Annotated in this window: 6 protein-coding genes; 2 read left to right on the plus strand and 4 right to left on the minus strand. The window is 69.6% G+C overall.

The window, feature by feature from the left end; all coding sequences use genetic code 11:
• Both JYJ84_RS28730 and JYJ84_RS28735 read left to right on the plus strand, forming a co-directional pair.
• Positions 1–582, plus strand: a 582-nt coding sequence (locus JYJ84_RS28730; RefSeq protein ID WP_205189780.1) for an SAM-dependent methyltransferase, incomplete at its 5' end; no start/stop codon positions are given.
• An 11-nt stretch (positions 583–593) separates the two neighbouring features.
• Positions 594–788 carry a DUF2905 domain-containing protein gene (locus JYJ84_RS28735; RefSeq protein WP_039355363.1) on the plus strand — a complete coding sequence of 65 codons (195 nt, stop codon included), beginning with the start codon at positions 594–596 and terminating at the stop codon, positions 786–788.
• Between the two features lie 22 nt (positions 789–810).
• On the opposite strand, the gene JYJ84_RS28740 is transcribed toward JYJ84_RS28735, so the two are convergent.
• From JYJ84_RS28740 to JYJ84_RS28755, 4 genes are all read right to left on the minus strand, one after another.
• Positions 811–1,032 carry a hypothetical protein gene (locus JYJ84_RS28740; RefSeq protein WP_096508285.1) on the minus strand — a complete coding sequence of 74 codons (222 nt, stop codon included), beginning with the start codon at positions 1,030–1,032 and terminating at the stop codon, positions 811–813.
• A gap of 114 nt (positions 1,033–1,146) precedes the next feature.
• Positions 1,147–2,055, minus strand: a complete 909-nt coding sequence (locus tag JYJ84_RS28745) for a carbohydrate kinase (RefSeq protein ID WP_205189781.1) — start codon at positions 2,053–2,055, stop codon at positions 1,147–1,149.
• Entirely contained in the window at positions 2,052–3,332 is a 1,281-nt protein-coding gene (locus tag JYJ84_RS28750; protein ID WP_175222450.1) for an AGE family epimerase/isomerase, read from the minus strand. Before JYJ84_RS28750 ends, JYJ84_RS28745 begins: the two co-directional genes overlap by 4 nt.
• Positions 3,329–4,351, minus strand: coding sequence for a LacI family DNA-binding transcriptional regulator (locus JYJ84_RS28755; protein ID WP_122946424.1), 1,023 nt, complete (start codon positions 4,349–4,351; stop codon positions 3,329–3,331). The genes JYJ84_RS28750 and JYJ84_RS28755 overlap by 4 nt, the downstream gene beginning before the upstream one ends.
• Positions 4,352–4,724: the final 373 nt, after the last annotated feature.

The following is a 4,724-nucleotide window of genomic DNA, read 5'->3' on the forward strand; positions in this document are numbered from 1 at the left end:
GCGCAGCGGGCGTTCGTGTTCGAGGACCGTCCGGCCGCGCCGGCCGGCCTGCCGCCGGTGCTCGCGGGGCTGGGCGATGCGCACGACGGCTACGTGACCGAGACCCACGAGGCCGCGCTGGCGTTCACGCGCACCGTCTGCACGATGCTCGGCCGCGGCGCCGTGCTGCTGGTCGACTACGGCTTTCCCGCGCACGAGTACTACCACCCGCAGCGCGACCGCGGCACGCTGATGTGCCACTACCGCCACCATGCGCACGACGATCCGTTCCTGTACCCGGGGCTGCAGGACATCACCGCGCACGTCGAATTCACCGGCATCTACGACGCGGCCGTCGCGACCGGCGCCGACCTGCTCGGCTACACGTCGCAGGCGCGCTTCCTGCTGAACGCGGGCATCACCGACGCGCTGGCCGCGATCGATCCGTCGGACATCCGTGCATTCCTGCCGGCCGCGAACGCGGTGCAGAAGCTGATCTCCGAAGCCGAGATGGGCGAGCTGTTCAAGGTGATCGCGTTCTCGCGCGGCATCGACGGCACGCTCGACGCGTTCGCGCGCGGCGACCGCTCGCACGCACTCTGACGGGAGCCGACATGTTGCGCTGGCTGATGACGTCGTTCGTCGCGGTGATGATCCTGACGCGCTGCTGGCCGTGGCTCGGCAAGCTCGGCATCGGGCGGATGCCGGGCGACGTCACGCTGACGCTCGGCGGGCGGCGCTACCCGTTCCCGTTCATGTCGACGCTGGTGCTGACGATGCTGCTATCGATGGTGGCGCGGCTGCTCTGAGCCGCGCCTGAATGGCGGCGCGTTACAACTCGATTTCGCCGAGGATCCGGTGCGCGAGCGCCTTCGCCTCGTCGAACGCTTCCTCCTCGCTGGGGCTCGTCGAGTGGACGTCGTAGCGCATGTTCTCGGTCTCGTCCCCGTCGTCCCGCGCGAGGATCACGTAACCCTGGAACTGCCCGTTGCCCGCATGCTGGGTATGCGCCTTGGCCGTGTAGATGCCCTTCGTGAACGTGTTGGTGTCCATCGTGCTCTCCCGCAAAAGGACACTTCATCGTAGCACTGCGGCGCAGCATGTACAGCGTGGCTTATCGGTGACCGAACGGGGGCCGGTCGCGGTGCCCGGTCACCGTCCTTCCCGTCATCGTTCGATCAGCGCGACGACCTCGTCGAGCGTCGGCGCATGCGCGCCCGTATGCCGGCACGCCGCGGCGCCCGCCGCCAGCGCGAACACGAGATGCTCGCGCCACGATCGCTGCGGCGCCGCCATCAGGCTGAACAGCATGCCGCCGATCGACGCGTCGCCCGCACCGACGGTGTCGGCCACCTCGACGCGCGGCGGGCTGGCTTCATGCACGTCGCCGTCCGCGTAGAGCGTCGCCGCCTGCGCGCCGCGCGTGACGAGCACGGCCGCGCGCGGGTTCAGCGCGCGCACCGCGGCGATCGCGTCGGGGCCGTCGCCGCCGAACAGGTGCCGCAGGTCCTCGTCGGACACCTTGATCAGGTCGGCGAGCGCGGCCATCTTCGCGAGCGTCGGCCGGTACGCGGCCGTCATCAGGTTCCGGACGTTCGGGTCGAAGCTGATCTTCACGCCGCGCGCATGCAGGTCGGCCGCGAGCGCGGCCAGCGTGCCGGCGAGCGGTTCGCGCACGAGGCTGATGCAGCCGAAATGCGCCCATTGCACGTGGTCGGTCCAGCCGGCCGGCAGCCGCGCCGGATCGAACGCGAGGTCGGCGCTCGCTTCGCCGATGAAGAAGTACGCGGGCGGGCGGGTCTCGTGGACGATCGCGAGCAGCGGCGGCCGTACGACGCGCTGCAGGAAGCGCAGGTCGAGCCCGGCTGCTTCGCTCGTGTGCCACAGCACGTCGGAGAAGCAGTCCTCGCCGATCGCGCCGGCGAGCGCGCTGGGCACGCCGAGCCGCGCGAACGCGCGCGCGACGTTCCAGCCGGCGCCGCCCGGCACCGATGTCCATTGCGCGTCGCCCGCGCGCACCATGTCGGTCAGGATGTCGCCCGCCGACACGAAAGCCGGAAACGTGCCGCCACTCATTGCGTCGGCTCGCTGCGCTGCTCGCGGGCGAGGGTGGCGAGCACGTCGTAGCACGCGCCCATCGTGTGATAGTCGGTCTTGCCGGCCGGGCTCTTCTCGTCGCTGTACTTGCGGTTGTCGCAGGTGAGGATGCGGTACCACGCGCCGTAGCGGTGATCGACGAAGTGCGCCCAGCTATAGCGCCAGATCTCGTCGTACCAGTCCCAGAAGCGCTCGCTGCCGGTGCGCGCGCCGAGCATCGCGGCCGCCGCGAAGGTTTCCGCCTGCACCCAGAAATACTTGTTGTGGTCGCAGATCGTGAAGTCGGGGCCGAAGCCGTAGTACAGGCCGCCGTGATCGGCGTCCCACGCGTGCGTGAGCGCGGCGTCGAACAGCTCGGCCGCGCGCGGCACGAGCCAGTCGAGCGGGCGGTGCCGCTCGAGGATCAGCAGCAGCTTCGCCCATTCCGTCTGGTGCCCGGGCTGGAAGCCCCACGGACGGAAGATGTTCGAGCTGTCTTCCTTGTTGTAGTCCCAGTCGACCGACCAGTCCGCATGGTAGTGCTCCCACACGAGCCCGCCCGACAGCGCGGCCTGGCGCTGCGTGACGTGGGACGCGAGCTTCTCCGCCCGATCGAGGTACGTGAGGTGGCCGGTCGCCTCATACGCGGCGAGCAGCGCCTCCGTCATGTGCATGTTGGCGTTCTGGCCGCGGTACGACGACACGATCCAGTTCGGCGTCGCGTCGTCCGCGTAGAGGCCCGCGGCCGCATCCCAGAAGCGGTGCTCGGCGAGCTCGTAGGTCGCCGCGATCAGCGGGCGGGCCTCGTCGATGCCGGCCATCGTCGCGTGCGCGGCCGCGAGCAGCACGAACGCGAGCCCGTAGCAGTGGCGCGTGCCGTCGAGCGTCGAGCGCTTCGCGCCGTCGCGCCAGTCGAGTTCCCAGTCGTAGCCCTGCAGCTCGTCGTCCCAGTGCGCGTCGCGCAGGAAGCGCAGCCCGTGGCGCGCGTATTCCAGGTGACGCGGATCGCCGAAATGCCGGTACGCCATCGCATAGTTGAAGACGAACCGGCAGCTGCTGACGAGGTGGCGCGACGTGCGGTTGTAGATGCTGCCGTCGTCGCGGAAGTAGTGGTAGAAGCCGCCCGTCGGGTCGAACGCGTTCGTCGCGTAGAAGCGCAGCGTGTCCTCGATGTGCGACAGCAGGAACGACGGGTCGCGGAAACTCGCGACGAACGGCGCGGCTTGCGTGTGGGCGGCCGGCGCGGCCGTGCAGGGTTGGACCGGGGGCATGTTCATGATGATTCGGTGACCGTGGCGGTATCGAGTGCCGGGGAGCCGGCGGGCTGGCTGCTGGCCCGCACGATCAGCTCGACGGGCAGGGAAATCTCGGTGCGCTCGGGCGCTTCCGCGAGCAGCAGCTCGACGCCGCGGCGGCCGAGCGCCTCCTTGTCGACCGCGAGCGTCGTGAGCGGCGGGTTCGCGTGCGCGGCGGCCGGGATGTTGTCGAAGCCGACGATCGCGATGTCGTCGGGAATGCGCAGCCCGCGCGCGATGCAGACGCGCTGCGCGGCGAGCGCGGCCGCATCGTTGTACGCGAACACGGCTTCCGGGCGCGGGCCCGGTGCGTCGAGCAACTGCTCCATCGCCCGCGCGGCGCCCGTGTCGGGATCGAGCCCCGCGTCGATCGTCACTTCGTATGCGGGATCGAACAGCCGCCCGGCCTCGAAGAACGCGCGCCGGTAGCCGATCGCACGCTGCGCGATGCTGTAGTGCGCGGGCGAGCCGCCGATGAACGCGATCCGCGTGCGGCCGGTGGCGAGCAGGTGGCGCATCGCGAGCGCCGCGCCTGTTGCATTGTCGATGTTGACCGAGCGCAGCCCGGGCGCCCACAGGTCGATCAGCACGAGCGGCCGGCCGGTCGCGGCGAGCGCCTCGATCGTCTCCGGCTCGATGAAGCCGGCCACCGCGATCGCATCGGGCGCGTGCGGGCGCATCTGGCGCAGCACGTCGTCGTTCGGCCCGACCGTGAGCAGCGTCGGCACGATGCCGCGCTCGCGGCACGCATCCTCGACGCCGTGCAGCACGTGCGAGAAGAACGGGCTGGCCGGAAAGCGGTTGTGCTGGCGATGCAGCAGGAAGGTGAGCCGGCGGATGCGCGGCCGCAGCTGCGCGGGATCGTAGCCGAGCTGTTGCGCGATCTCGACGATGCGCGCACGCGTGGCTTCGGACAGGCCCGGCTGGTTTTTCAGCGCGCGGGAGACGGTGCCGATCGAGACCTCTGCCGCCCGCGCCACATCGCGAATGGTCGTACCCATCGTTCGTTCGGGGTCCGGTTTGTTTAGGGTGAAAGCGATTGTATAGTAAAACTTCTCGCGGAATTCGGGCCTGATAGCCGGGGAATACCCGCGAATTCCCGGTTTTTAAGCGCTAATCTGCGAAAACGCCGTTACTAAAAATACTAAACAAAACGCGAAAAAGGCAAGGTGGGCGTGCGGGTGCCTGGTGAGCGGGAAATGGGGGGGCAAGCAGGTTGGCTTCACGCATTCGCGCGAGCAGTGCCCGATTGCCGCCGCTGGTCGCCGGAAGGCGGTGTGCAACTAACGGTCTGGCTGGCGAGCGGGCGAATGCGCGCCACCGCCGCACCGGGCGCCGCCGTGTCTGCGAACGGTGGCGCCCGCCGTTCAGCGT

The organism is Burkholderia sp. LMG 13014, assembly GCF_905232215.1.
GTDB lineage: Bacteria > Pseudomonadota > Gammaproteobacteria > Burkholderiales > Burkholderiaceae > Burkholderia.